This is a genomic window from Burkholderia sp. HI2761 (assembly GCF_002223355.1).
Taxonomy (GTDB): domain Bacteria; phylum Pseudomonadota; class Gammaproteobacteria; order Burkholderiales; family Burkholderiaceae; genus Burkholderia.
This window is the reverse complement of record NZ_NKFN01000007.1, coordinates 1,723,417-1,747,344: the sequence shown is the minus strand read 5'-3', so window position 1 is coordinate 1,747,344 and position 23,928 is coordinate 1,723,417. Positions and strand designations below refer to the sequence as shown.

Annotated in this window: 20 protein-coding genes; 14 read left to right on the top strand and 6 right to left on the bottom strand. The window is 69.7% G+C overall.

The genetic code is table 11. From position 1 onward, the window contains the following. The first annotated feature begins 78 nt into the window (after positions 1-78). On the top strand, positions 79-1,224 hold the full coding sequence (locus CFB46_RS25480; protein ID WP_089501683.1) for a glycerophosphodiester phosphodiesterase: 1,146 nt from the start codon (positions 79-81) through the stop codon (positions 1,222-1,224). A 75-nt stretch (positions 1,225-1,299) separates the two neighbouring features. Here CFB46_RS25480 and CFB46_RS25475 read toward each other — a convergent pair whose 3' ends face one another. Then, a complete protein-coding gene (locus tag CFB46_RS25475) occupies positions 1,300-2,925 on the bottom strand; it encodes a rhodanese-related sulfurtransferase (protein WP_089501682.1) in 1,626 nt (541 codons plus the stop codon). Positions 2,926-3,030: 105 nt separating this feature from the next. Next, positions 3,031-3,597 carry a cysteine dioxygenase gene (locus CFB46_RS25470; RefSeq protein WP_089501681.1) on the bottom strand — a complete coding sequence of 189 codons (567 nt, stop codon included), beginning with the start codon at positions 3,595-3,597 and terminating at the stop codon, positions 3,031-3,033. A 17-nt stretch (positions 3,598-3,614) separates the two neighbouring features. Here CFB46_RS25470 and CFB46_RS25465 point away from each other — a divergent pair, with 17 nt between their 5' ends. Then, on the top strand, positions 3,615-4,589 hold the full coding sequence (locus tag CFB46_RS25465) for a LysR family transcriptional regulator (RefSeq protein ID WP_179235114.1): 975 nt from the start codon (positions 3,615-3,617) through the stop codon (positions 4,587-4,589). Between the two features lie 67 nt (positions 4,590-4,656). On the opposite strand, the gene CFB46_RS25460 is transcribed toward CFB46_RS25465, so the two are convergent. Then, positions 4,657-6,054, bottom strand: coding sequence for an acyl-CoA dehydrogenase family protein (locus CFB46_RS25460; RefSeq protein ID WP_089502352.1), 1,398 nt, complete (start codon positions 6,052-6,054; stop codon positions 4,657-4,659). 227 nt (positions 6,055-6,281) lie between these two features. Between CFB46_RS25460 and CFB46_RS25455 the strand changes: the two genes are divergently transcribed. The 8 genes from CFB46_RS25455 (at position 6,282) to CFB46_RS25420 (ending at position 14,386) form a co-directional block, all read left to right on the top strand. After that, positions 6,282-7,367, top strand: coding sequence for an LLM class flavin-dependent oxidoreductase (locus tag CFB46_RS25455; RefSeq protein WP_089501680.1), 1,086 nt, complete (start codon positions 6,282-6,284; stop codon positions 7,365-7,367). Positions 7,368-7,387: 20 nt separating this feature from the next. Further along, positions 7,388-8,227 (top strand): class II aldolase/adducin family protein, encoded by an 840-nt coding sequence (locus tag CFB46_RS25450; protein ID WP_089501679.1) that lies wholly within the window; start codon positions 7,388-7,390, stop codon positions 8,225-8,227. A gap of 31 nt (positions 8,228-8,258) precedes the next feature. Continuing rightward, complete coding sequence (locus tag CFB46_RS25445; RefSeq protein ID WP_027782912.1) at positions 8,259-9,293, top strand: ABC transporter substrate-binding protein; 1,035 nt, start codon at positions 8,259-8,261, stop codon at positions 9,291-9,293. Positions 9,294-9,297: 4 nt separating this feature from the next. Then, positions 9,298-10,395, top strand: coding sequence for an ABC transporter permease (locus CFB46_RS25440; protein WP_089501678.1), 1,098 nt, complete (start codon positions 9,298-9,300; stop codon positions 10,393-10,395). Beyond that, the gene (locus CFB46_RS25435; protein WP_089501677.1) at positions 10,389-11,213 is read left to right on the top strand and encodes an ABC transporter ATP-binding protein; all 825 of its coding nucleotides are present in this window, start codon (positions 10,389-10,391) and stop codon (positions 11,211-11,213) included. Before CFB46_RS25440 ends, CFB46_RS25435 begins: the two co-directional genes overlap by 7 nt. A gap of 50 nt (positions 11,214-11,263) precedes the next feature. After that, positions 11,264-12,445: a c-type cytochrome gene (locus CFB46_RS25430; RefSeq protein WP_089501676.1), complete on the top strand. Its 1,182-nt coding sequence runs from the start codon at positions 11,264-11,266 to the stop codon at positions 12,443-12,445. Between the two features lie 33 nt (positions 12,446-12,478). Next, complete coding sequence (locus CFB46_RS25425) at positions 12,479-13,432, top strand: ABC transporter substrate-binding protein (protein WP_027782908.1); 954 nt, start codon at positions 12,479-12,481, stop codon at positions 13,430-13,432. 87 nt (positions 13,433-13,519) lie between these two features. Further along, positions 13,520-14,386, top strand: coding sequence for an MOSC domain-containing protein (locus CFB46_RS25420; protein WP_089501675.1), 867 nt, complete (start codon positions 13,520-13,522; stop codon positions 14,384-14,386). 73 nt (positions 14,387-14,459) lie between these two features. On the opposite strand, the gene CFB46_RS25415 is transcribed toward CFB46_RS25420, so the two are convergent. From CFB46_RS25415 to CFB46_RS25405, 3 genes are all read right to left on the bottom strand, one after another. Then, the gene (locus CFB46_RS25415; protein ID WP_089501674.1) at positions 14,460-15,887 is read right to left on the bottom strand and encodes a sensor histidine kinase; all 1,428 of its coding nucleotides are present in this window, start codon (positions 15,885-15,887) and stop codon (positions 14,460-14,462) included. Positions 15,888-15,984: 97 nt separating this feature from the next. Then, a complete protein-coding gene (locus CFB46_RS25410) occupies positions 15,985-16,665 on the bottom strand; it encodes a response regulator (RefSeq protein ID WP_027782905.1) in 681 nt (226 codons plus the stop codon). Positions 16,666-16,802: 137 nt separating this feature from the next. Beyond that, positions 16,803-18,038 carry a multidrug effflux MFS transporter gene (locus CFB46_RS25405; protein WP_089501673.1) on the bottom strand — a complete coding sequence of 412 codons (1,236 nt, stop codon included), beginning with the start codon at positions 18,036-18,038 and terminating at the stop codon, positions 16,803-16,805. Positions 18,039-18,138: 100 nt separating this feature from the next. On the opposite strand from CFB46_RS25405, the gene pdxR reads away from it, so the two are divergent. From pdxR to CFB46_RS25385, 4 genes are all read left to right on the top strand, one after another. Then, positions 18,139-19,617: a MocR-like pyridoxine biosynthesis transcription factor PdxR gene (pdxR, locus tag CFB46_RS25400; protein ID WP_089501672.1), complete on the top strand. Its 1,479-nt coding sequence runs from the start codon at positions 18,139-18,141 to the stop codon at positions 19,615-19,617. 181 nt (positions 19,618-19,798) lie between these two features. Then, entirely contained in the window at positions 19,799-20,899 is a 1,101-nt protein-coding gene (locus CFB46_RS25395; protein WP_027782902.1) for an ABC transporter substrate-binding protein, read from the top strand. A gap of 108 nt (positions 20,900-21,007) precedes the next feature. Next, a complete protein-coding gene (locus CFB46_RS25390; protein ID WP_089501671.1) occupies positions 21,008-22,780 on the top strand; it encodes an ABC transporter permease in 1,773 nt (590 codons plus the stop codon). Continuing rightward, positions 22,773-23,840: an ABC transporter ATP-binding protein gene (locus tag CFB46_RS25385; RefSeq protein WP_027782900.1), complete on the top strand. Its 1,068-nt coding sequence runs from the start codon at positions 22,773-22,775 to the stop codon at positions 23,838-23,840. Before CFB46_RS25390 ends, CFB46_RS25385 begins: the two co-directional genes overlap by 8 nt. Positions 23,841-23,928: the final 88 nt, after the last annotated feature.

The following is a 23,928-nucleotide window of genomic DNA, read 5'->3' as shown; positions in this document are numbered from 1 at the left end:
GATTCCGCGTAGCCCGGCGCCCTGCCAGGCCACCGGCGCGAGCGCCCTTTTCCGACTCCGTTTCGAAGGTCCATTGACATGCTCCTCAAGCGCCCGACCTCCCTGCGCTACGTCCCGTTCGCCTGTGCCGCCGCGTTCCTGCTCGCCGCGTGCGGCGGCGACGACGATCTGACGCGCGATCCCACGCAGCCGATTTCCGCGAAGGTCCAGGTGGTCGGCCATCGCGGCGCGAGCGCGCTGCGCCCCGAACATACGCTCGCGTCGTACCGCAAGGCGATCGAGGACGGCGCGGACGTGATCGAGCCCGACCTCGTGTCGACCCGCGACGGCGTGCTCGTCGCCCGCCACGAGAACGAGATCTCGGGCACGACGAACGTGTCGACACTGCCGCAGTTCGCGAGCCGCAAGGCGACCAAGATGATCGACGGCGCGCAGTTGACCGGCTGGTTCACCGAGGATTTCACGCTCGCCGAACTGAAGACGCTGCGGGCGCGCGAGCGCATTCCGCAGGTGCGCCCCGCCAACACCGCGTACAACGACCAGTTCGAGATTCCGACGTTCGACGAGATCGTCGCGCTCGCGAAACAGATGTCCGCGCAGACCGGTCGCACGATCCACCTGTATCCGGAAACCAAGCATCCAACCTACTTCCAGTCGATCGGCCTGCCGCTCGAGGACCGCCTCGTCGACGCGCTGCTGAAGGATTCGTACACGTCGCGCACGGCGACCGTCTACATCCAGTCGTTCGAAGTCGCGAACCTGAAGACGATCCGCAACCGGATCAAGTCGAGCCAGCCGAACTGGAAGCTCGTGCAGTTGATGGACGAAGCCGGTCAGCGCCCGTACGACTTCGTGAAGGCGAACGACAAGCGCACCTACGGCGACCTGTCGACGCGCGACGGCATGCGCGAAATCGCGGCCTATGCGAACGGCGTCGGCCCGTACAAGACGTCGATCATCGCGGTCGCCGCCGACGGCACGCTGCAGCCGCCGACGCCGTACGTGCGCTACGCGCACGAGGCCGGCCTCGTCGTGCACCCGTACACGTTCCGCCCGGAGAACAACTTCCTGCCCGCGTCGCTGAAGGACGGCGGCACGCCGGCCACGCGCAACACGGCCGGCTCGGTGCGCGAGATCCAGGCGTACCTGCGCGCGGGCATCGACGGCTTCTTCACCGACGATCCGGCCGTCGGCCGCACGGCCGTCGATACGTTCAAGCGCTGATCACGCTGAACGTGCCGAACCGTGCGGCAACCGGGTACGGCGCACGGCGTGCCGCGCCCGGTTGCGCCGCATCGTTCAGATCACGTTGAAGTGGTGCGTGCCGTCCCGCTTCAACTGATCGACCAGCCCGTATTCCCAGTCGAGATATGCCTGCATCGCCGCCGCCGCGTTGTCGGTGCCTTCGTACGGGCGCCGGTAACGATCGACGCGCGGCGACGCGAGGTGCGTCTCGCCGCTTTCGAGCGGCAGCCCGGCGTCGATCCATGCGGCCGTGCCGCCGGTCAGCACCGCAACCTCGGCCGAAGCCGGCAGCAACGCGCGTGCATCATCGGCCGCGAACCGCGCCAGCAGGCTCGATCCGCACGTGAACACGTAGCGCTTCGCGGGCGGAATCACCGCCAGCGCGTCGCGCAACTGCGCGCGCACGGCAAACCACGCGCCCGGGATATGCCGCTTCACGTAGTTCGCGCTGGCCGTCACGTCGACGATCGCGAGTTCGCCGGGCGCGGCCTCCTTCAGCCAGCCGGCGAGCGTCGCGGGCGACACGTCGGTCGCGGGCGGCGTCGCCGGCGCGTCGCGCGGCGGCTGGCCGCGCTCGACGAATGCCGCGGTACCGGCCGGTTCGACGACGCGCACGTCCCAGCCCATCTGCGCGAGCCACGATGCGGTCATGTCCGCGCGCACGCCGTCGTCGTCGGCCAGCACGATCCGCGCGCCGCGCACGGCCGCGTGATGGTCGGTCTCCTGCACGAGCTGGCCACCCGGCGTACTCAGGAAGCCCGGCAGATGGCCGGCTTCGTATTCCTCCGGCGTACGCACGTCGAAGCGGTACAGCGTGCGGCCCGGTTCGCCGAGCGCCGCGACGTCAGCCAGCGCGATGCGCGGCACGCCGGCGCGTTCGGCCACCGCGCGCGCGGCCCGACGCGCTTCGGCGCGCTGCGTCGCGTCGATCTCGTCCGGAAAACGGCGCGCCGCGCCGCGCTCGAGCGTCTGGCCGGCGAGCGTCCAGCCGATCGTGCCGTTGCGCAGCGCGGCGACCGGATTCGGCAGCCCCGCGTTGACGAGCGACTGCGTGCCGACGATGCTGCGCGTGCGGCCCGCGCAGTTGACGATCACCTGCGTCCGCGGATCCGGCGCGAGCGCGCGCACGCGCAGCACGAGCTCCGCGCCCGGCACGCTCGTCGACGTCGGGATGTTCATCGTCTGGTACTCGTCGAAGCGGCGCGCGTCGACGATCACGACATCGGCTTTCGCATCGATCAGCGCCTGCACCTCCTGCGCGGACAGCGACGGCGTATGGCGCTCGGCCTCGACCCATTCGCCGAACGACTTGCTCGGCACGTTCACGTCGATGAACAGTTCGCCGCCCGCGGCCAGCCAGCCCGCGAGGCCGCCGTCGAGCAGCCGCACGTCGGTGTAGCCGAGCCGCGCGAGCGTCGCGGCCGCGCGCGGCGCGAGATCCTCGCCGCCCGCTTCGCCGAACACGACGATCGGCGTGTCGCGGCGCGGAATCCGCGTCCACGCATCGAGTTCGAGCTTCGACAACGGAAAGTTGGCGGCCCACAGCGGGTGGCCCTGTGCGTACGGATCTTCCTCGCGTACGTCGATCAGCGCGATCTCGTCGCGGGCCAGCAGGCGCGCGCGTACGTCCTGGTACGACGCGACGGGAAAGCGGGAGGTGGAATCGGCGGATTGCGTCACGATGTCTCTGTGTTGAATACGTTGAAGTCGGTGAAGAAAGCGGAACGGATCGAGCTTGGCCCTGCCGGCGCGCAATCGCACCGGGCCGAGCGAGCGGGCTTTGCGTCAGGCATTCGAATAGCCCGACACGAACGGCTTCACGGTACCGTCGTCCAGGTACACCGCGCGCTCGACCTTGCCGATGTTCGCGCCGTACACGTGGATGCTGATCGATACGCGGTCGGCGAACGCGTTGGTCACGCGATGCACGTCGCCGACGCGCGGCGACACGGCCTCGACCTCGCCCGGCTGCAGCCGCACGGCGTCGCCTGCAGGCACCGGCTTGCCGGTCGCGTCGAACCGGTACGGCTGCGAAAACTCGCCGCCGCGCAGCATCCCGATCAGCCCCCACACCGTGTGGTCGTGGATCGGCGTCGTCTGCCCGGGCCCCCACACGAAGCTGACGACCGAGAAGCGCTCGTCGGGATCGAGATGCAGCAGGTATTGCCGGTAACGCTCGGGATCGGGTTGCGCAAACGCGGCGGGCAACCAGTCGTCGCGCTCGACGAGCGCGGCGAGCAGCGCGCCGCCCTCGTCGAGAATGCGCGCCTCGTTCGCGCCGGACGCGAGCAGCGCATCCAGACCCTCGACGAACTGACGCAGCGGCGCATGGTGCAACGAAAGCGTACTCATCGGCCGTCTCCTCGAATATGATGCCGAATATGATGGATCGTCATGATGCACCCGAAAGACCATGCAAAACAAACATGAAAATTAGCGATATCGACGCTTTTGCAGCGGTCGTCCGCTGCCAGACCCTGAGCCAGGCCGCGACCGAGCTCGGGATGACGCAGCCCGCGATCACGCGGCGCGTCCAGAATCTCGAGGAAGCGCTCGGCGTGACGCTGCTCGACCGCAACACGAAGCCGCCGCGCCCGACCGACATCGGCCGGCAGGTGTTCGAGCAGTGTCGCGCGATCCTGCGCGAGGTCGACGCGCTGCGCGAACTGACGGCCGGCCAGCAGCCGCTCGCCGGCGAATTCCGGATCGGGCTCACGCAAGGGCTCGGCGAGTTGATGCTGCCGGCGCTCATCGCGGACCTCGCCGCGCAGTGGCCCGCGCTCGCGACGCACGTCACGACCGCATGGGGCGGCCTGCTCGTCGAACGCATCGCCCGCCGCGAACTCGATGCGGCGCTCGTCTTCCTCGCGCACGAAATGGTACTGCCGGCGCAGGTGGAAGGCGAACGGTTGCTGGCCACGCGGCTCGTCGCGGTCGGCCGCAAGGGCGACTGGCCGCGCCGCAGCTACCGGCTCGCCGATTGCCACGCGCGCGGCTGGGTGCTCAATCCGGATGGCTGCGGCTTTCGTGCCGGCCTGCGGCGTGCGCTCGACGCGCAGGGCCTGCCGATGCCGGTCACGCTCGATGCGTACGGCCGCGACCTGCAACTGCAAAGCGTTGCAAACGGCTTCGGCCTCGGATTGATGCCGCTGCCGCTCGTCGAAGGCAGCCCATTGCGCGATGTGCTCGATATCGTGCCGCTCGCCGATTTCAAGCCGCAGATCGACCTGTGGCTGCTGCGCCGGCACGATGCGGCCCGCTTCGACGCGCCGCTCGCGGCCGTCGCCGCGCATGCGCGCGCGGCGTTCGCGCTGCCCGAGCAATCGCACGACAAGGCCGCATAACGCGACCGCGCGGCGCCGGCGCCGGCATCGCTCCGCGCCGTTGCCGTGCGCGGCAACCCGGTCCGGCTCACGCATCGTGTCGACCGCGTTCGCCACCGTTGCGGGACGTTGCGTGCGCCTCCGCGCTCGTTACTCCGCGCATCGCCGCATCAAGCACCACCCGCCCCGCCGCCACCGCGATCGCATCGTCCTGCGGCGTATGCACGCGGCTGCACAGCACGTCGCGATAGTGGCGTTCGAGCGGATTGCCGCGGCTCAGCCCGTGATTGCCCGACAGCTTCAGCGCCTGCTCGACCGTCCGGATCGCCTGCTCGGTCACGGTGCGCTTGACGAGGCCGCTGGTCGTCACCGACGGCGCGTTGCCGGCATCGGTGCGCGCGATGTGATCGTCGAGGAGCACACGATTCGTGTGCAGCCAGCCTTCGATTTCGCCGACCGCCTCCTGCACGCGGGACAGCGTCGCGAGCGGCGCGCCAAGCCCGCTCGGGGCGCGCGTCGCCGCGAATTCGAGCAGCCAGTCCCGCGACGCGCGCGCCACCGCGTCGTACAGGCTGCCGAGCAGCGCGACCATCCACGCCTGCTGGTCCGCCTGCGCGTCGGCATCCGCCTGCGTGGCGGCCGACACGGCCCATGCGTCCGGCGCGCGCACGTCGACCGCATGATCGGCCGGCAGCGGCACCTCGTCGAACACGACTTCATGGCTTCCGGATGCGCGCAGGCCGAGGTGATTCCAGCTTTCGATCACGCGGATGCGATCGCCGTCGGTATCGCGGTCGCGCGGCACGAGAAACACGCCGACGCGCGGCGCCGGTTCGTCGGTGCGCGCCCACACGGCCAGCCAGCGCAGCGCCGGAATCCCGGTGCTGTAGAGCTTGTGGCCCGACAGCCGCCAGCCGTCGCCGTCGCGGCGCGCGATGGTGGCCGGCAGGCCGCCGCGCGACGGCGAACCGAGCGCGGGCTCGACGCGCAACGCATTGATCAGCGCGCCGTGCGCCACCGCGCTGTCGAACACCGCGCGCCGCACCTGGGCCGGCCAGCGATTGTCGGCGCGGCCGAGCGCGCGATGCTGCAGATACGTCATCGTCAGCACCAGCGCGGTCGCCGGATCGGCCCGCGCGACCGCGGCGACGATCCGGCTCGCCCGCGCAAGCGTCGCCCCGGCGCCGCCATGCTCGCGCGGCACGACCTGCGCGATCAGTCCGGCACGATGCAGCCGCGCGAAATTCTCGTGCGGAAAGCGGCCATCGACGTCGTTGCGAGCCGCATCGGCGGCAAGTTCGGGGACGAGGCGCTCGAGCAGCGCGGCGAGGCGCGCGTCGTTCGTCTCGTCGGCGACTTCGGCAGCTTCGGCAGCTTCGGCAGCTTCGGCAGCTTCGGCAGCTTCGGCAGCTTCGGCAGCTTCGGCAGACAGGAGACGCAGCGCAGGCTGCTGTGACGACGAGGAAGCGGCAAGGCTGGCGGACATCGAAACGGATTCCCTGGGTAGTTCGAACACGGTGACGAACACGGCGCCGACGCGCGCCCGATCATTCACGAGCCCACAGCGTATGCGCAACGCATGCGGCCCCAAACCATGCAAATCTGATATTCAAATCGGGATTGATTATTTCCATTCCGCATGATCGCGGCGTTAACCTGCGCTCCATTCCTGCCCGGCCGTGCGCCGGGAACGTCCCTGCACCGGAGACCCAGATGAGCGTCGAATTCATCGGCATGATCCAGAGCCAGAAGCAATCGGAAATCCACCCGGCGTCCGGCCCCGTGGTCGATCCCGACTACGTGCGCGACTTTGCCCGCGCCCACGAAACGGCCGGCTTCGACCGGATCCTCGTGCCGCACCACTCGACCGGCCCGTCGGCGACGCTGACGATCGCGTTCGCGGCCGCCGCGACCGAGCGCATCCATTTCATGCTCGCGCATCGCCCGGGCTTCACCGCGCCGACGCTCGCCGCACGGCAGATCGCGACGCTCGACCAGTTCAGCCGCGGCCGGCTCGCGGTGCACTTCATCTCGGGCGGCTCGGACAGCGAGCAGCAGCGCGACGGCGATTTCCTCGATCACGACGCGCGCTATGCACGTACCGACGAATACCTCGGCATCCTGCGGCGGATCTGGACCGACGCGCAGCCGTTCGATCACGACGGCGCGCATTACCGCTTCAAGCAGGGTTTTTCGGAAGTGAAACCGTTCCAGCAGCCGCACGTGCCGATCTACTTCGGCGGCGCGTCGGAAGCCGCGCTCGCGGTGGCCGGCAAGCACGCGGACGTCTACGCGCTGTGGGGCGAATCGCTCGACCAGGTGCGCGATCTGACGACGCGCGTGCGCGCCGAAGCCGCCAAGCACGGCCGCCAGGTGCGATTCTCCGTATCGTTCCGGCCGATTCTCGCGGCGACCGAGGACGAAGCGTGGGCGCGTGCGCACCGCATCCTCGACGAAACGCGCCGGCTGCGCGAAGCGGCCGGACTCGGCGCCGGCGGCCCGCAGCAGAGTGAAGGCGCGCGCCGCCTGCTCGCCGCGGCCGACCGCGGCTCGCGCGTCGACAAGCGGCTGTGGACCGAGATCGCGAAGCTCACCGGCGCGCGCTCGAATTCGACGGCGCTCGTCGGCACGCCCGAACAGGTTGCCGACGCGCTGCTCGACTACTACGACCTCGGCGTGACGACCTTCCTGATCCGCGGCTTCGATCCGCTCGAAGATGCGATCGACTACGGCCGCGAACTGATTCCGCGCGTGCGCGGCGCCGTCGCCGCCCGCGACGCGGCGCGCCGTGCCGCATGACGCCAGGGGAGCCGCACGCCATGTCCGCCGTCCTCGCCCCGCCCGCCCGAACCGCATCGGGCCTCGTGCTCGCCGACACCCCGCGCCAGCACTTCTGGTTCGATCCGCCCGCGCCGCGCGTCGACGTGGCCGCCGAGCGCCGCCACCGGCAGGAGCGGCTCGCGGCCGCGTTCCGCCTGTTCGCGCGCTTCGGCTTCGCGTCGGGCCTTGCCGGCCACATCACCGCGCGCGATCCGGAGCTCCCCGATCATTTCTGGGTGAACCCGCTCGGCGTGCATTTCTCGCAGATCAAGGTCTCCGACCTGCTGCTCGTCAACGCGCGCGGCGAAACCGCGATCGGCAAGCGGCCGCTGAACAAGGCCGCGTTCGCGATCCATGCGGCGATCCACGAAGCCCATCCGCACGTCGTCGCCGCCGCGCACACGCATTCGACCTACGGCAAGGCGTGGTCGACGCTCGGCCGCCCGCTCGATCCGCTCACGCAGGACGCGTGCGTGTTCTACGAGGATCACGCGCTGTTCGACGACTTCACGGGGATGGTCGTCGACACCAGCGAAGGCGCGCGGATCGCCGATGCGCTCGCGAAGCCGGACGGCACCACGCACAAGGGCGTGATCCTGAAGAACCACGGCATCCTGACGGCCGGCCCGACGGTCGAGGCCGCCGCGTGGTGGTACATCGCGCTCGACAACGCCGCGCACACGCAGTTGCTGGCCGAAGCGGCCGGCACGCCGCGGCCGATCGATCACGCGACCGCGCGCCATACGCACGGCCAGATCGGCGGCCCCGACGGTGCGCTGCATGCGTTCGACAGCCTGTTCGCGCGCGTCGTCGCCGACGAACCCGACCTGCTCGACTGAGCCGCCCTTGCGCCACACCGGAGACCAGACCATGACCCACACCACCGCACCCACGCCCGCCGACGCGCACGACGACCAGCGCCGCCGACTGCTGCGCGCGGCCGGCGCCGCCGCGCTCGCCGTGCCGGCGATCACGCTCGGCCGCAAGGCCTGGTCCGCGCCGCCGCTGAAGAAACTCACGTTCGCGTGGAACCAGAACGCGTTCTGCCTGACGCCGATCGTCGTCGCGCAGGAGCGCGGCTTCTTCGAGAAAAACGGGCTGAAAGTCGAGCTGATCAACTACAGCGGCTCGACCGACCAGTTGCTCGAATCGATCGCGACCGGCAAGGCCGATGCGGCGGTCGGGATGATCCACCGCTGGCTGAAGCCGCTCGAAGCCGGCTTCGACGTGAAGATCATCGGCAGTTCGCACGGCGGCTGCGTGCGGCTGCTCGGCGCGAAGGCGGCCGGCGTCACGACGCTGCAGGCGCTGAAGGGCAAGACGGTCGGCGTAAGCGATCTGGCCGCGCCCGGCAAGCACTTCTTCTCGATCCTGCTCGCGAAGAACGGCATCGATCCCGAGCGCGACATCACGTGGCGGCAGTATCCGGCCGACCTGCTCGGCGTCGCGGTCGACAAGGGTGAAATCCATGCGATCGCCGACGGCGACCCGAATCTCTACCTGCTCGAAAAGCGCAGCAACGGCGCCTACACCGAACTCGCGACCAACCTGTCCGGCGAATACGCGCGCAAGGTGTGCTGCGTGATCGGCGCGCGCGGCGACCTCGTGCGCAACGACCGGCCGTCGGCCGCCGCGCTCGCGCGATCGATCGTGCAGGCCACCGAGTACACGCACGACAACCCGAACGAAGCCGCGAAGGTATTCGCCAAGTATTCGCCGAAGATCAGCCCCGAGGATCTGCGCAAGCTGTACGCGACGCTCACCTACACGCATCACCCGACCAATGTCGACCTGCAGCAGGAAATCGCATTCTATGCGGACGATTTCCGCCGCATCAGCGTGTTGAAGAAGAGCACGGATCCGCAGCGCTTCGCGCAGCAGGTCTATGCCAACGTACTGGGGTAACGCGATGTCGACGATCGAACACGCTTCCGCCGCACGCGCAGCATCGGCCCCGGCCGGCGGCGCGGCCAACGCCGACGCGACCCCGCGCGCGGCCTGCACGACCTGCGACGCCACGCCGGCCGCCGACGCCCGGCGCGCGCGCACCTGGCCGACCGGGATCGCCGCCGCGCTCGCGTGGGCCGCGCTCGGCGCGCTCACGCAACTGTGGCCGAACCGGATCGTCGGCTTCAGCGACTGGGCGTACACCGACACGTTCGGCTCCGCCGCGTGGACGATCGCCGCGCTGCTGCTCGTCGCCGCGACGCTCGGCCATCTCGTTGCCGCGACCCGCACGCGGCTCGCGCGGGTGCGGCCGGCCGGCCCGTGGCTCGTCGCGCTGCCGCTCGTGCTCGCCGCGTGGGAAATCGTCACCGCGAAAATCGGCTGGCTGCCGACGCCGTTCTTCGCGCCGCCGCAGGCGCTGATCGAGGTCTACGTCGACGACTGGCCCCGCCTCGCCGGCAGCGCCGGCAACACGCTGAAACTGCTCGCGCTCGGGTTCGCGTATGGCGTCACGGTGGGCTTCGCGGTGGGCGTGTCGATCGGCTGGTCGCGCCGGATCGGCTACTGGGTGCATCCGGTGCTGCGCGTGCTCGGCCCGGTGCCGGCCACCGCACTGCTGCCGCTCACGTTCTACTTCTTCCCGTCGAGCTATTCGGCCGCCGCGTTCCTGATCGCGCTGTCGACCGGCTTCCCGGTCGCCGTGCTGACGTGGTCGGGCGTCGCGAGCGTCAACCGGCAGTACTACGACGTCGCGCGCACGCTCGGCGCGAACGCGCGCTTCCTCGTGCTCCACGTCGCGATTCCGGCCGCGCTGCCGCACGTGTTCGTCGGCATTTTCATGGGGCTGAGCGCGTCGTTCACGGTGCTGGTCGTCGCCGAGATGATGGGCGTCAAGTCGGGGCTCGGCTGGTACCTGAGCTGGGCGCAGGGCTGGGCGTCGTACGTGAACATGTATGCGGCGCTGATCGTGATGGCGCTGCTGTTTTCCGGATTGATCGCGCTGCTGTTCGCCGCGCGCGACCGCGTGCTCGCATGGCAGAAAGGAACCGTCAAATGGTAAGCGCCGCCGTACTCGAATCGTCCGCGGGCGTCGCGGCCGCCGCGCCCGCCGTCACGCCGCCGCGCGGCGCGCGCATCGACATCCGCCGCGTGAGCCATGCGTTCGACGGCCCCGGCGGCGCGCTGCCGGTGCTCGACGACGTCTCGCTGTCGGTCGCGGCCGGAGAATTCGTCGCGCTGCTCGGCCCGAGCGGCTGCGGGAAATCGACGCTGCTGCGCCTCGTCGCCGGACTCGACGCCGCCCGGCAAGGCACGATCGCGCAGGATGGCGTGCCGATCGAGCGCCCCGATCCGTCGCGCATCGTCGTGTTCCAGGACCCGACGCTGTACCCGTGGCGGCGCGTGCGCGCGAACGTCGCGCTCGGCCTCGAAGCGCGCGGCGTGGCGCGCACCGCGCAGCATCGCGTCGACGATGCGCTCGCGCGGGTCGGGCTGCAAGACTTCGCGAACGTGTTTCCGCATCAGTTGTCCGGCGGAATGGCGCAGCGCGTCGCACTCGCCCGCGCGCTCGTCAACGATCCGCGCCTGTTGATCCTCGACGAACCGCTCGGCAAGCTCGATTCGCTGACGCGGCTAACGATGCAGGCCGAGCTGACCGCCCTGTGGCGGCGCGACGGCTTCTCCGCGCTGCTCGTCACGCACGACGTGGAAGAAGCGCTGTTCCTCGCGCAGCGCGTGATCGTGTTCGGGCCGCGCCCCGCACGGATCGTCGCCGAACTGCGCGTCGACCTGCCCTATCCGCGCCATCGCGGCGACCCGCGTCTCGCCGAATTGCGCCACGACGCGCTGCGGCATCTCGGGCTCGATGCGAGCTGGTAGATGCCGGGTGCCGTTCGACGTTCGGGTGCGGTACGCCGCAAACGCGCGCGATGAACGCGCCGCCGTTCGCCGACTGGGCCATCGCCTTCCTGCAACTGCTGTATCGCGCGCAAATCGCGTTGGCGCGTGTGCTGCACGCGATCGGCCTGACCGGCGATGTCGATGGCCAGGCGGCGTGGCCCTGGGCACACCGCATCGCGCTCGAAACGCTGCGCATCGACGCGGGGCTCACGCGGCAGCTCGCGTGCGCCTGCGGCGTGACGGCGCTGGCCGTCGTGCTCGCCTGCATCGCGCTGGCCGCGCGCAAGTGGCGTGTTGGATCGGCCGTCGCCGCGCTGGCCCTCGCGTGGTGCGCGCCGTGGCCGCCCGCTTCGCTGTGGCTCGCGCCTGCCGTGCCGACGAGTTTCCAGCGCGATCCCGCGCCGTTTTCCGTCGCGAACGTGATGCGTGGCGCACACCTGTATACGCGACATTGCGCGGCCTGCCACGGCGCGGACGGCCGTGGCGAAGGGCCGCTCGCGGCCACGCTCGCGCACTGGCCGCCGACCTTCGCCGGCACGCTGCTCGCGCGCAGGCTCGACGGCGAACTGTTCTGGCGCGTGCGCCACGGCACCCAGGACGCGCACGGCGCGGCGACGATGCCGGGCTTCGCGGCCACGCTCGGCCCGCGGGACACGTGGGCCGTGCTCGACTACCTGAAAGCGCTGGCAGCCGGTAGCGGCGCGAAGGCCGAAGGCGCGTGGCCGGTGCCCGTCCCGCTGCCGGCACTCGACGTGCGGTGCGGCGACGCCGCGCCTCAGGCACTCGAACGCTGGCGCGAAGGCCAGCGCGTGCGCGTCGTCGCGCTCGCGCCGGGCGCGACGCCCCCGCCGGAGGACGCGCGCTGGCAGACCTTGCTCGTCACCGAACGCGGCGCGCCCGTGCCGGCGTCGGGTGACTCGCGTGCGAACTGCGTCGCGACGACCGCCGATGCATGGCTCGCGTTCGCGACGATTGCCGGCATCGCGCCCGATGCGCTCGGCGGCACGCAACTGCTTGCCGATCGACGCGGCTGGCTGCGGGCGCGTGCGTTGCCCGGCAGCGCCGGCTGGTCGGACGCCGACCTGCTGTGCCGCTCGGATGCCGCGCCCCGACCGGCCACGCGCGCGGCGAGCGGCGACGCACTGACCGCGCTGCTGCTGCGCGTCGACAACGAACCCGTGCGCGACGTACAGGCCGGGCTCCCGCATTGAACCCACCAATCCTTCCTTCGACGGAACTTCACGATGAATCCGACCCGACGCCACTTCCTCGCCCAGGCGAGCGCCCTTGCCACGATCGCCGCCGCGCCGGCCGCCCTGCGCGCGCAATCGGGCGGCCGCCCGCTGCTGCGCGCCGGCGACCAGAAAGGCGGCCTGCGCGCGCTGCTCGAAGCGGCCGGCGAATTGAACGGCCTCGCGTACGACATCGCGTGGACCGAATTCCCGGCGGCCGCGCCGCTCGCCGAAGCGCTGAATGCGGCCGCCGTCGACTGCGGGCCGATCGGCGACGCGCCGGCGATCTTCGCGCTGGCATCCGGTGCCCGCATCAAGGTGATCGGCGCGAACCGTTCCGATCCGTACGGCACGGCCGTGCTCGTGCAACCCGACGCCGCGCTGAAAGGCGCGGCCGACCTGAAGGGCAAGCGCATCGGCACCACGCGCGGCTCGATCGGCCATTTCGTCACGCTGAAGGCACTCGACGCGGCCGGCCTGCCGCCCGATGCCGTATCGTTCCGCTTCCTGCCGCCGGCCGACACGATGCTTGCGCTCGCAACCGGTTCGATCGACGCGTGGGCGACCTGGGAGCCCTATACCGCGCTCGCCGAAACGAGCGGCCGCGCGCGCGTGCTGGTCAACGGCCGCGGGCTGTGGTCGGGCCTCAGCTATCTCGCGGCGACCGACGCGGCGATCGCGTCGAAGCGCGATGTGCTGCACGATTTCCTGCGGCGCGTCGTGCGCGCGCAGGCCTGGTCGTACCGGCACGTCGACGCGTATTCGGCGGCGCTCGCGCGCATCATCGGCATTCCGCCGGCCGCCGCGAAGCTGCAGTTCGAACGCCGCGGCACGCGCTGGTTGCCGATCGACGCGGCCGTGATCGCCGAGCAGCAGCGCACGGCCGACTTCTACCTGAAGGCCGGACTGCTGCGCCGGCCGCTCGACGTGCGCACGACCTTCGACGCGGGCTTCCCGCTCGCCTGACGGGCGCGTGGCGGCGCGCGGCCGTCAAACGGCTTCGGCACGATCTGGCACAATCGCGATTCGACCATCCCGCCTTCAGCCAGCGTCATGCCAGCCATCACCGAACTCTTCGTCTATCCGATCAAATCCTGCGCCGGCATCGCGCTGACGCGCGCGCAATTGCTCGAAACGGGCCTCGCTTACGACCGACACTGGCTGATCACCGATCCGCACGGGCAGATGCTCACGCAGCGCACGCACCCGCGCCTCGCGCTGATCCGCCCGACGCTCGACGACGATGCGCTCGTGCTGAATGCGCCGGGCATGCCGGCACTCCGTACGCCGCTCGATGGCGACGCGACGCCCGCCACGCCGAAGATGGCCGCGACCGTGTGGCGCGACACCGTCGATGCGATCGACACGGGCGCCGAAACGGCCGCATGGCTCACCGAATTCCTCGGCGTGCCGACCAAACTCGCGCGCTTCGCCCGCGACGCCCGACGCGACTGCGACCGCAAGTGGACCGGCGAGATCGATACGCATACGCAATTCTCGGACGCCTATCCGCTGCTGGTGATCGGCCAGTCGTCGCTCGACGACCTGAACGCGCGGCTTGCCGCCAAAGGCGCGCCGGCGATCCCGATGAACCGCTTCCGGCCGAACCTCGTCGTGTCGGATCTCGATGCGTACGAAGAAGATTTCGTCGAGCACCTCGACACCGACGGCGACACGCCGGTGCGGCTGCGGCTCGTGAAGCTGTGCACGCGCTGCCCGATGCCGACGATCGACCAGGCCACCGGCACGCCCGATCCGGCGTGGCCGCACGAGCCGACCGACACGATGCAGACCTATCGCGCGAACCCGAACTACGACGGTGCGCTGACGTTCGGCATCAATGCGATCGTCGTCGAAGGCGCGGGCGCGTGGCTCGAAGTCGGCCAGCCGGTCGAAGCGGAGATCGGCTTCGGCGACTGAGCCGGAGAGCCAAGGAGCCCGTTCACGCTGATAACGGGCTTGCGCTGGCCCGTTCCCTTCGCGCGCCGTATCGTCACGCGGCGCACGGCATCGCATCGCGCATCGCCGCCGGCAGCCGGATCGTCACGACCAGCCCGCCGCCGCCCGCATCGGCAAGCGTCACGCTGCCCTGATGCACGCGCGCGATTTCCCGCACGATCGACAGCCCGAGCCCCGTCCCTTCGACCGTCTGCGTCTTGCTGCCGCGATGGAAGCGCTCGAACACCGCGTCGCGTTCGTCGGCCGGAATGCCCGGCCCGTTGTCGATCACGTCGAGCCGCGCCGCGCCGCCATCACCGTCGCGCGAGACGCGCACCGTGATCACCGCACGGTCGCCCGCATAACGGATCGCGTTGTCGATCAGGTTGCCGATCATCTCGCCGAGCAAGTCGGATTGCCCGAGCACGTCGACGTCGGCCTCGTGCTCGAAGCCGAGATCGATGTCGCGCGCGCGTGCGACCGGCGACCAGTCGAGCGTCACGCTGCGTGCGAGCCGGTGCAGCGGGACCGGCTTGTGCGCGACCGCATGACCGCTGTCCGAATCGAGCCGCGACAGCGACAGCAGCTGCTGGACGATTTTCGCGGCCTGCCGCACCGCGCCGTTCGCGCGGCGCAGGTGCCCGTTCGCGCGCGGTTGTTCGTCGGGCCGCAACGCGAGCTCGACGCCGGCCTGCACGGCCGCGAGCGGCGTCTTCAGTTGATGGGCCGCATCGGCGAAGAAGCGGCGCCGCGCCACCTGCATCCGCTGCGTGCGGCCGATGTACTGGTTGATCGAATCGACGAGCGGCGCGAGTTCGCTCGGCATCGCGCCCGTGTCGAGCGGCGTCGTGTCGTCCTCGCTGCGCGCGGCAACCGTGGCCGACAGCCGGTTCAGCGGCCGCAGCCCGCGCCCGACGCCGAGCCATACGATCCCGAGCGCCAGCACGACGAGGAGCCCCTCCTGCAGCAGCGACCCAACCAGGATCTCGCGCGCGAGCGCCTGACGCGCCTCGATCGTCTCGCCGACCATCACCCATACGATGCGCGACTGCGCGGTCGGCACGTCGTGCACCGGGATGCGCAGCGCGGCCATCCGCAACTGTTCGCCGCGATACACGACGTCGTAGTAGCGCGTGACGAACAGCGCGCCGTCGCCCGCGTCGCGCCCCTGCGGCAGCGGCAGATCCGGGTAGCCGGTGACCGTGCGGCCGTTGTCCTCCCGGATCAGGTAGTAGATCTTGCCGCCGTCGCTCGATTCGAGCATCTCGAGCGCGAGATACGGCAGGTCGACCTCGATCTCGCCGTCGTTGAGCCGCACGCCTTCGCGGATCGACTTCAGCGACGACGACAGCGTGCGGTCGAACGCGACGTGCGCGGCGCTCATCGCGCGCTGGTACGTGAGCCACGAATCGAGCGCGAGCAGGCCGAGCAGCGGCAGCAGCAGCCACAGCGCGACCTGCGCGCGCAGGTTCGGGCGGGTCATCGTGCCTCCCGCCGGGCCGCCCCGAGGGGCGTGACGGGGCATTCGCGGATCATCGCTGCGCGCGATCCCATGCAGAGCACGTGAGCATGGGGGCACTTCATTCGGTTCTCTCCGCCTTCGCTTCGAGCAGATAGCCGAGCCCGCGCAGCGTGACGATCGCGACGCCCGTGTTCTCCAGCTTCTTGCGCAGCCGGTACACGTAGATCTCGATCGCGTCCGCGTTGACCGATTCGTCGAGCCCGAAGATCTTCTCCGACAGCGTGTCCTTGTTGATCGCGCGGCCGTTGCGCAGGATCAGCACCTCGAGCACCGAGCGCTCGCGCGGCGTGAGCGACAGCGGCTCGCCCGCGAGATGAAAGCCGCGGTCGATACTGTCGTACGAAAGCGGCCCGCATTCGACGCGCGAATGCTCATGACCGAGGCTGCGCCGGATCAGCGCACGGGCGCGCGCCTCCAGTTCGGTCAACTCGAACGGCTTCGCGAGATAGTCGTCGGCGCCGAGATCGAGCCCCTTCACGCGATCCTCGACCGACCCGTGCGCGGTGAGGATCAGCACCGGCACCGGATTGCGGCGCGCACGCAGCCGCCGCAGCACCTCCAGCCCGTCGAGCTTCGGCAGCCCGAGATCGAGGATCACCAGCGCGTAATCCTGCGTGCGCAGCACGTGGTCCGCCGCCTCGCCGTCGGCCATGTGATCGACCGCGAAGCGCGCGGCGCTCAGCGCGTCGTTCAGCGACTGGGCCAGGTTCGGGTTGTCTTCGACGAGCAGCACGCGCATGGGGATTCCGGTAAGGTCAGCGACAGCCCGCTACATTACATGATCCTTTCCGCCTCCACGCCTCGCGCAAACACGGGGTTGCGCGGGCGCCGCGAAGCCGCCGCGCGGCGCCGGTGCCCCCGGTCAGCACTCAGCACTCAGCGCTCGGCGGCGGGCCGGTTGCGCGCCACGATGCGCGCCTGGCCGCTCACGCCTCGCTCGCGAAAACCGGCCACCACCGCGACGAACGCGACGCTCGCGCCGACCGTGACGACGATCATCGGGTGCGCGGTGCCGTCCGACAGCCACGCCAGCACGCCGCCGCACACGGCCGTGATCGCCATCTGGATAAAGAAGAACAGCCCCGACGCCGTGCCGGCGATCTTCGTGTACGGCTGCATCACCGCGAACTGGCAGGCCGGAATCGCGATCCCGACGGCGATCATCACGACGAACATCGGCGCGACGAGCGCCGTCACCGAAGTCGGGGCGATCGCGCCGCCGATCCACAGCCCGGCGGCGGCGACCAGATTGACGGCCGCCGCCGCCGCGATGACCGAATCGGCCGTCCAGCGCGCGCTGGTCCGCGCAAACGCACTCGACCCGATCAGGTAGCCGAGCACGGTCACGCCGAAGATCGCCGCGTAGACCGGCCCCGACACGCCGATTTGCCGCTGGAACAGCGTCGACGATTCCGCGATGAACGGGTAGTACGTGCAGTAAGCAAAGCTGATGGCGAGCGAATAGCGCAGGAACCGCCGCTCGCGCAGCAGGCCGGCGTAGGTCCGCAGCAGCCCCGCAGCGGCTGGCGGCCGCGCCTCGCGCTCGCGGGTCTCGGGCAGATAGCGCAGCACCATCGCGGTCGCGACCAGCCCGCCTGCCGCCAGCCAGCCGAACACGCCGCGCCAGCCGAGCCACTCGGCAATCGCGCTGCCGGCCAGCGGCGCGACCACCGGCGACAGCGCCATGCCGGCCGAAATATGGCCGAGCATCGTGGCCTGCGTCGCGGCCGGAAAGCGCTCGCGCACGATCACGCGGCCGATCACGGTGCCGCTGCAGCCGCCCAGCGCCTGGAATACGCGTGCGGCAATCAGCGCCGGGGTGCTGGTCGACCATGCGCAGGCGACGCTCGCGACGACGTACAGGCACAGGCCGCCGAGCAGCACCGGGCGCCGGCCGTAGCGGTCGGACAGCGGCCCCGACACCAGCATCGACAACGCATAGCCGACCATGTAGAGCGTCAGCGTGAGCTGCAACTGCGCGTCGGTGCCATGCAGTGTGTCCGCCATCGCCGGCAGCGACGGCAGGTACGCATCGATCGTGACGCGCGGCAGGCACACGACGAGCATCAACAGGAACAGCCAGCCCCATCGGGGCAATGAACGCGTCTTCATGCGGTAATTCCGTTTCGGTCGGATGGGTGGGTCGACAGCAATCTAAGGCGAAAGTGATATAAGCTGAAGGGCCATTAAATCGACTATTGACTGGACCACTATGCCGCGAGGCAAAGCCGCGATTCCGCTGGATCTGCCATGCCCTGCGGGGCTGTCGAGCGGCAGCCCGCAGTCGAAGCAGGAATGCATCGCCGACACGATTCGCGACGCGATCCTCCAGCGCCTGCTGCCCGGCGACAGCCCGCTGCCATCGAGCCGGACGCTGGCCGCGCGCTGGGATGTCGCGCGCGGCACCGTCGAAGCGGCGTACGACATTCTGTGCGCCGAGGGCTACATCGCCCGCACGCAAGGCTCCGGGACGCGCGTGTGCGCGGTCGTGCCGGACAGCTATCTGCGCGCGGCCGCGCGGTCGCGCGACGGCAGCCCGCGTCGTGCCGTCTCGCTCGCCACGCCGGCCGCCCCAGCCGAGCCCGAGTACGGCGTGCGTCCGGGCGTCCCGTTCGTCGCGCGGCTCGCCGATCCCGGCCTCCTGCCGATGCAGCAATGGAAGAAGGCGCTCGGCGCCAGCCTGCTTGCCGCGACCACGGACGATCTCGGCGCGACGCCGGCACAGGGCGTCGAAAGCCTGCGCGTCGAAATCGCCGCGTACCTGCGGGAATACCGCGGCATCCCGTGCGAGGCCGGCGACATCGTCATCACGACCGGCATCCGCAACGCGATCGACCTCGTCGCACGCACGCTGCTCGCGCCCGGCGCGACGGTGCTGATGGAGGATCCCGGCTATGCGTCGGCCTGGCAGATTTTCACGATCGCGGGCGCGACCGTGATCGACGTGCCGGTCGATCGGGAAGGCATCGACACCGCATCGCTGGATCGCTATCCCGATGCGCGCGCCGCGTACGTGACGCCGGCCCATCAGGCGCCGCTCGGCGTCACGATGTCGGTATCGCGCCGGCTCGAACTGCTCGACTGGGCGCAGCGCAACCGCACGTGGATCGTCGAGGACGACTACGACGGCGAATTCAGCTACCAGACCGCCCCGCTCCCCGCGCTGAAAGCGCTCGACGCGTGCGACCGCGTGATCTACTGCGGGTCGTTCAACAAGACGCTGTTTTCCGGGTTGCGCATCGGCTTCATGGTCGTGCCGGCGGAACTGCGGCCGGCGCTGTCCGCCGTGTGGCATGCGACCGCGCGCTCGGTCGGCGTCGCGCCGCAACTCGCGCTGGCCCGTTTCATCGGCCACGGCGATTTCGCGAAGCACCTGCGCGCCGCGCGCCACGCGTACCGCCAGCGGCGCGACATCGTGCTCGACCAGTTGGCGAAGCATGCTGGCGGCCGGTACACGGTGTCCGGCGAGCACGCAGGCTTTCATTTCGTGCTGTGGCTGCCGCCCGGCATGGACGAGGCAGCCTGTGTCGCGCAAGCCCGCGCGGCCGGCGTCGAGTTGCAGCCGATCCGCGCCTTCTGTCGAAGCGCCCGATGCGAGGCGGGCGTCGTCGTCGGGTATGCCGCACTGACGGCCGCGCATGCGCGGCACGGCGGCCGCCTCCTCGGACAACTGCTGGCCACGCCCGCGTAGCCCTCACGCCCCCTTTCAAGCGTTGCCGCGCGCCGCGAACCCGCGTGCGCCGCCGCTTCGACCTCGGGAAATCCATGACATGAACGGCGCGATTGCGAACGGAAATGAAAGCGGGCTGAAAGTGCCCCGCAATTAACATCCGCGTCACTCGAACAACATCGACGCATCACTGGAGGAAGACATGCCGTTTGCACCGAAGCACCTCGCCGCCGCGCTGGCGATCGTTCTGGGCACTGCCGCCGGCAGCGCCGTCGCGCAGGTTCCGGCCGGCTACCCGGGGAACTACCAGGGCGTGATCGACGCCGCGAAGAAGGAAGGCAAGCTGATCGTCTATTCGACGACCGACACGGGCCTCGTGCGTCCGCTGATCAAGGACTTCGAAAGCCTGTACGGCGTGAAGGTCGAGTACAACGACATGAACAGCACCGAGCTGTACAACCGCTACATCAGCGAGAACGCGGCGAGCAGCACCAGCGCCGACGTGCTGTGGAGCTCGGCGATGGACCTCCAGGTCAAGCTCGTCAACGACGGCCTGATGGCGTCCTACGATTCGCCGGAAAGCCCGAACGTGCCGCAATGGGCGCAATACCAGAAGCAGGCGTACGGCACGACCTTCGAGCCACTCGCGATCGTCTACAACAAGCGCCTGATCCCCGAGAACGAAGTGCCGACGACGCGCGCCGACCTGATCAAGCTCCTCACCACGCAAGCCGACAAGTTCAAGGGCAAGGTCACGACCTACGACATCGAGAAATCGGGCGTCGGCTTCAACTACCTGACCCAGGACGCACACGTGAACGAGAAGGTCACGTGGGAACTCGTGAAGGCGATCGGCGCGACCGGCCCGAAGCTGCAGTCGAGCACGGGCGCGATGATGGAGCGCATCTCGTCGGGCGAGAACCTGATCGGCTACAACATCATCGGGTCGTACGCGTATGCCAAGGCGAAGAAAGACAAGTCGATCGGCTATGTGTTTCCTAAGGACTACACGCAGGTCGTGAGCCGCCTCGCCACCGTGTCGAAGAAGGCGAAGAACCCGAACGCCGCGAAGCTGTGGGTCGACTACCTGCTGTCGAAGCGCGGCCAGACGCTGATCGCGAACCAGGCGAACCTGTACGCGATCCGCGCGGACGTGACCGGCGAAACGTCGGCCGCGAGCCTCACGAAGGAACTCGGCGATTCGCTGAAGCCGATCCAGATCGGCACCGGCCTGCTCGTCTATCTCGACCAGTCGAAGCGCCTCGCGTTCCTGAAGCAATGGCAGCAGGCGATCAAGCGCTGAGCCGCTGAGCTGCTGACCTCGGGCCGTCCGCCGCACGTCGCGCGGGCGGCCCCTTCCCCTTACCGACTTCCTTGAGGCGGCCATCCGGATGGCCGCAGGGGTGAACTCATGCTTTCAACCAGCACACGGGACACGGCACCGGCCGTTGCGCCCCCCACCGGCCCGCGCGACGCGATTCCCGCGCTGCCGGTCAGCGGCCTGCAGCCGCTCGCCGGCATGCTGCGCTGGATCGTCGTCGCGGTACTGACCATCGCGGTCGCGCTGCCGCTCGGCTTCATCCTGTTCCAGAGCCTGCTGTCCGCGCCGTTCTTCGATGCGAACAAAACGCTCGGCATCGAGGGCTTCCGTTTCGTATTCAGCGATCCCGACTTCTGGTCGGCCGTGAAGAACTCGTTCATCATCGCCGGCGGGATGCTGTTCATCTCGATCCCGCTCGGCGGCATCCTCGCGTTCCTGATGGTGCGCACCGACCTGCCCGGCCGCCGCTGGCTCGAACCGCTGCTGCTTACGCCGGTGTTCGTGTCGCCGATGGTGCTCGCCTTCGGCTACGTGGTCGCGGCCGGCCCGGTCGGCTTCTACTCGGTGTGGTTCAAGGAACTGTTCGGGGTGCAGAACGTGCCCTGGAACGTGTATTCGATCTTCGCGATCACGGTGATCGTCGGCCTCACGCACGTGCCGCACGTGTACCTGTATTCGTCGGCCGCGCTGCGCAACCTCGGCTCGGACGTCGAGGAAGCCGCGCGCGTGACGGGCGCCCGGCCGTTCCGCGTCGCGCTCGACGTGAGCCTGCCGATGACGATGCCCGCGCTGCTGTTCGCCGGCGTGCTGGTGTTCTTCCTCGGCTTCGAGGTGTTCGGGCTGCCGCTCGTGCTCGGCGATCCGGAAGGCCACCTCGTGCTCGCGACCTACCTGTACAAGCTGACCAACAAGCTCGGCGTGCCGTCGTATCACCTGATGGCCGCGGTCGCCGTGTGCATCGTCGCGATCACGTTCCCGCTCGTGCTGCTGCAGCGCCGCCTGCTGAAGACCGCGAGCCGCTTCGTCACCGTGAAGGGCAAGGCCGGCCGCGCGACGGTGCTGCCGCTCGGCGTGTGGCGCTGGATCGCGCTCGCGATCGTCGCGCTGTGGCTGATGCTGACCGTGATCGTGCCGATCTCGGGCATCGTGCTGCGGGCGTTCGTGACCAACTGGGGCGAAGGCGTGTCGCTCGCCGAAGTGCTGACGCTGTCGAATTTCATCGAGCTGTTCGAGCAGGACAACCTGGTGCGCGCCATCGTCAACACGCTCGGCATCGGCGTGATCGGCGGCGCGCTCGCGATCGGCTTCTACTCGCTCGTCGCGTTCGCCGGCCACCGCCGCCCCGACTGGGCGACCCGACTGCTCGACTATCTCGTGCTGCTGCCGCGCGCGGTGCCCGGCCTGCTCGCCGGCCTCGCGTTCCTGTGGATCTTCCTGTTCGTGCCGGGCCTGCGCGAGCTGAAGAACTCGATGTGGAGCATCTGGATCGCGTACACGGTCGTGTGGCTCGCGTACGGGATGCGGCTCATCCAGAGCGCGCTGCTCCAGGTCGGCCCCGAGCTCGAGGAAGCCGGCCGCAGCGTCGGCGCGACGCGCAGCCGCGTGTCGCTCGACGTGACGCTGCCGCTCGTGCGCTTCGGCCTGCTCGCCGCCTGGCTGCTGATCTTCATGATCTTCGAGCGCGAATACTCGACCGCCGTCTACCTGCTGTCACCCGGCACCGAAGTGATCGGCGCGCTGCTCGTGTCGCTGTGGGCGACCGGCGCCGTCGACCAGGTCGCCGCGCTCTCTGTCATCAACATCGCGATGGTCGGCGCCGGTCTCGGCGTGGCCCTGCGCTTCGGAGTGAAACTTCATGGATAAGCTCATCGTCGACGATCTGCACCTCAGCTACGGCGCCAACCCGATCCTCAAGGGCGTGTCGTTCGAACTGAAGGCCGGCGAAGTCGTGTGCCTGCTCGGTGCGTCGGGCAGCGGCAAGACCACGCTGCTGCGCGCGGTGGCCGGCCTCGAACAGCCGTCCGACGGCCGCATCCAGCTCGACGACCGCGTGTTCTTCGACGGCGCGCAACGCGTCGACCTGCCGGTCGAACAACGCTCGCTCGGCCTCGTGTTCCAGTCGTACGCGCTGTGGCCGCACCGCACCGTCGCCGACAACGTCGGGTACGGCCTCAAGCTGCGGCGTGTGGCGCCTGCCGAACAGAAGCGCCGCGTACAGAGCGCGCTCGACCAGCTCGGCCTCGGCCATCTCGCGGAACGCTTTCCGCATCAGCTGTCGGGCGGCCAGCAGCAGCGTGTCGCGATCGCCCGCGCGCTCGTCTACAACCCGCCGGTGATCCTGCTCGACGAGCCGCTGTCGAACCTCGACGCGAAGCTGCGCGAGGAAGCGCGTGCGTGGCTGCGCGAGCTGATCGTGTCGCTCGGGCTGTCGGCCCTGTGCGTGACGCACGACCAGACCGAAGCGATGGCGATGTCCGACCGCATCCTGCTGCTGCGCAACGGCCGCATCGAGCAGGAAGGTACGCCGGCCGAGCTGTACGGTGCACCGCGCTCGCTGTACACCGCCGAATTCATGGGCAGCAACAACCGGATCGACGCGCGCGTCGCCGCGATCGACGGCGAATGCGTGACGCTCGCCGGCGACGGCTGGGAGCTGCGCGCCGTCGCCCGCGACACGCTCGCGCCGGGTCAGGACGCACAGGCCGTGATCCGCCTCGAACGCGTCCAGGTCGCCGACGGCCCGGGCGCGAACCGGCTGCAGGCCGACCTCGTCACGTCGATGTATCTCGGCGACCGCTGGGAATACCTGTTCCATTGCGGCGACATGCGCCTGCGTGCGTTCGGCCATGTACCGCGAGCAGCCGGCAAGCACTGGATCGAATTCCCGACCAACGACTGCTGGGCGTTCGCGAAAGCGGGCTGACCCGATCGCGGCGGCCCGCGTGCCGCCGCGCATGCAGTCAAGCGCGCATCCGTTTCGCGCCTCGCATCGGCGCACGCTTCACGGCGTG

What these genes read in the sequence shown, in the direction of transcription:
- CFB46_RS25480 (WP_089501683.1), top strand. Translation starts at nt 79, where the DNA reads ATGCTCCTCAAGCGCCCGACCTCCCTGCGCTACGTCCCGTTCGCCTGT.
- CFB46_RS25470 (WP_089501681.1), bottom strand. Translation starts at nt 3,597, where the DNA reads ATGAGTACGCTTTCGTTGCACCATGCGCCGCTGCGTCAGTTCGTCGAG.
- CFB46_RS25465 (WP_179235114.1), top strand. Translation starts at nt 3,615, where the DNA reads ATGATGCCGAATATGATGGATCGTCATGATGCACCCGAAAGACCATGC.
- CFB46_RS25460 (WP_089502352.1), bottom strand. Translation starts at nt 6,054, where the DNA reads ATGTCCGCCAGCCTTGCCGCTTCCTCGTCGTCACAGCAGCCTGCGCTG.
- CFB46_RS25455 (WP_089501680.1), top strand. Translation starts at nt 6,282, where the DNA reads ATGAGCGTCGAATTCATCGGCATGATCCAGAGCCAGAAGCAATCGGAA.
- CFB46_RS25450 (WP_089501679.1), top strand. Translation starts at nt 7,388, where the DNA reads ATGTCCGCCGTCCTCGCCCCGCCCGCCCGAACCGCATCGGGCCTCGTG.
- CFB46_RS25445 (WP_027782912.1), top strand. Translation starts at nt 8,259, where the DNA reads ATGACCCACACCACCGCACCCACGCCCGCCGACGCGCACGACGACCAG.
- CFB46_RS25440 (WP_089501678.1), top strand. Translation starts at nt 9,298, where the DNA reads ATGTCGACGATCGAACACGCTTCCGCCGCACGCGCAGCATCGGCCCCG.
- CFB46_RS25435 (WP_089501677.1), top strand. Translation starts at nt 10,389, where the DNA reads ATGGTAAGCGCCGCCGTACTCGAATCGTCCGCGGGCGTCGCGGCCGCC.
- CFB46_RS25430 (WP_089501676.1), top strand. Translation starts at nt 11,264, where the DNA reads ATGAACGCGCCGCCGTTCGCCGACTGGGCCATCGCCTTCCTGCAACTG.
- CFB46_RS25425 (WP_027782908.1), top strand. Translation starts at nt 12,479, where the DNA reads ATGAATCCGACCCGACGCCACTTCCTCGCCCAGGCGAGCGCCCTTGCC.
- CFB46_RS25420 (WP_089501675.1), top strand. Translation starts at nt 13,520, where the DNA reads ATGCCAGCCATCACCGAACTCTTCGTCTATCCGATCAAATCCTGCGCC.
- CFB46_RS25415 (WP_089501674.1), bottom strand. Translation starts at nt 15,887, where the DNA reads ATGACCCGCCCGAACCTGCGCGCGCAGGTCGCGCTGTGGCTGCTGCTG.
- CFB46_RS25410 (WP_027782905.1), bottom strand. Translation starts at nt 16,665, where the DNA reads ATGCGCGTGCTGCTCGTCGAAGACAACCCGAACCTGGCCCAGTCGCTG.
- CFB46_RS25405 (WP_089501673.1), bottom strand. Translation starts at nt 18,038, where the DNA reads ATGAAGACGCGTTCATTGCCCCGATGGGGCTGGCTGTTCCTGTTGATG.
- pdxR (WP_089501672.1), top strand. Translation starts at nt 18,139, where the DNA reads ATGCCGCGAGGCAAAGCCGCGATTCCGCTGGATCTGCCATGCCCTGCG.
- CFB46_RS25395 (WP_027782902.1), top strand. Translation starts at nt 19,799, where the DNA reads ATGCCGTTTGCACCGAAGCACCTCGCCGCCGCGCTGGCGATCGTTCTG.
- CFB46_RS25390 (WP_089501671.1), top strand. Translation starts at nt 21,008, where the DNA reads ATGCTTTCAACCAGCACACGGGACACGGCACCGGCCGTTGCGCCCCCC.
- CFB46_RS25385 (WP_027782900.1), top strand. Translation starts at nt 22,773, where the DNA reads ATGGATAAGCTCATCGTCGACGATCTGCACCTCAGCTACGGCGCCAAC.